At 18.2% G+C, this 506-nt stretch carries 1 protein-coding gene; it reads left to right on the forward strand.

Annotated elements, in window-relative coordinates; all coding sequences use genetic code 11:
- Positions 1 to 278: hypothetical protein (locus tag H9660_RS16180; protein ID WP_191751397.1), on the forward strand; the 278-nt coding region annotated here is incomplete at its 5' end.
- Positions 279 to 506 lie beyond the last annotated feature (228 nt).

Consider the following 506-nt stretch of genomic DNA (forward strand, 5'->3'; position numbering starts at 1 on the left):
ATAGAAATTTTTATATAAAATATCATCCTAGAGAAAGTTATGAATTTATTAAAAATAGTCAATATAAGTTTAACTATATTGATAAATCAATTAATAGTGAAGCAATATTATTTAAATGTAAAATGAATAATATAATTTTTGTTTCTGGAATGGGTACATCTTTAATTATTGCTTCAAAATTATTAGAGGAAAAAGACAGAATAGTATCAATTGCTAGAGGGAATTTTTGTAATGAAAATATAAGATATATTGAAAAAATAGGAATAAATGTACTTTGATTTTAAAATAAATATATTGATTAAAATAAGTATTATTAGTGATTTTTATGTGCCTATTTAGAGCGATTATATTAAGTGTTTTAAATAAATCTGTTATGAAAAGTGGATTAATAAAAATTATATAAGTTTTGATAGTTGTAATATGCTTAAAAATATAAATTTTTAAATATGATTAATTAAATATATTTCCAATATTTACTATACAAAAACTAAGACTGCTTAAATGTT

The organism is Clostridium gallinarum, from assembly GCF_014836325.1.
Classification (GTDB): Bacteria; Bacillota; Clostridia; order Clostridiales; family Clostridiaceae; genus Clostridium; species Clostridium gallinarum.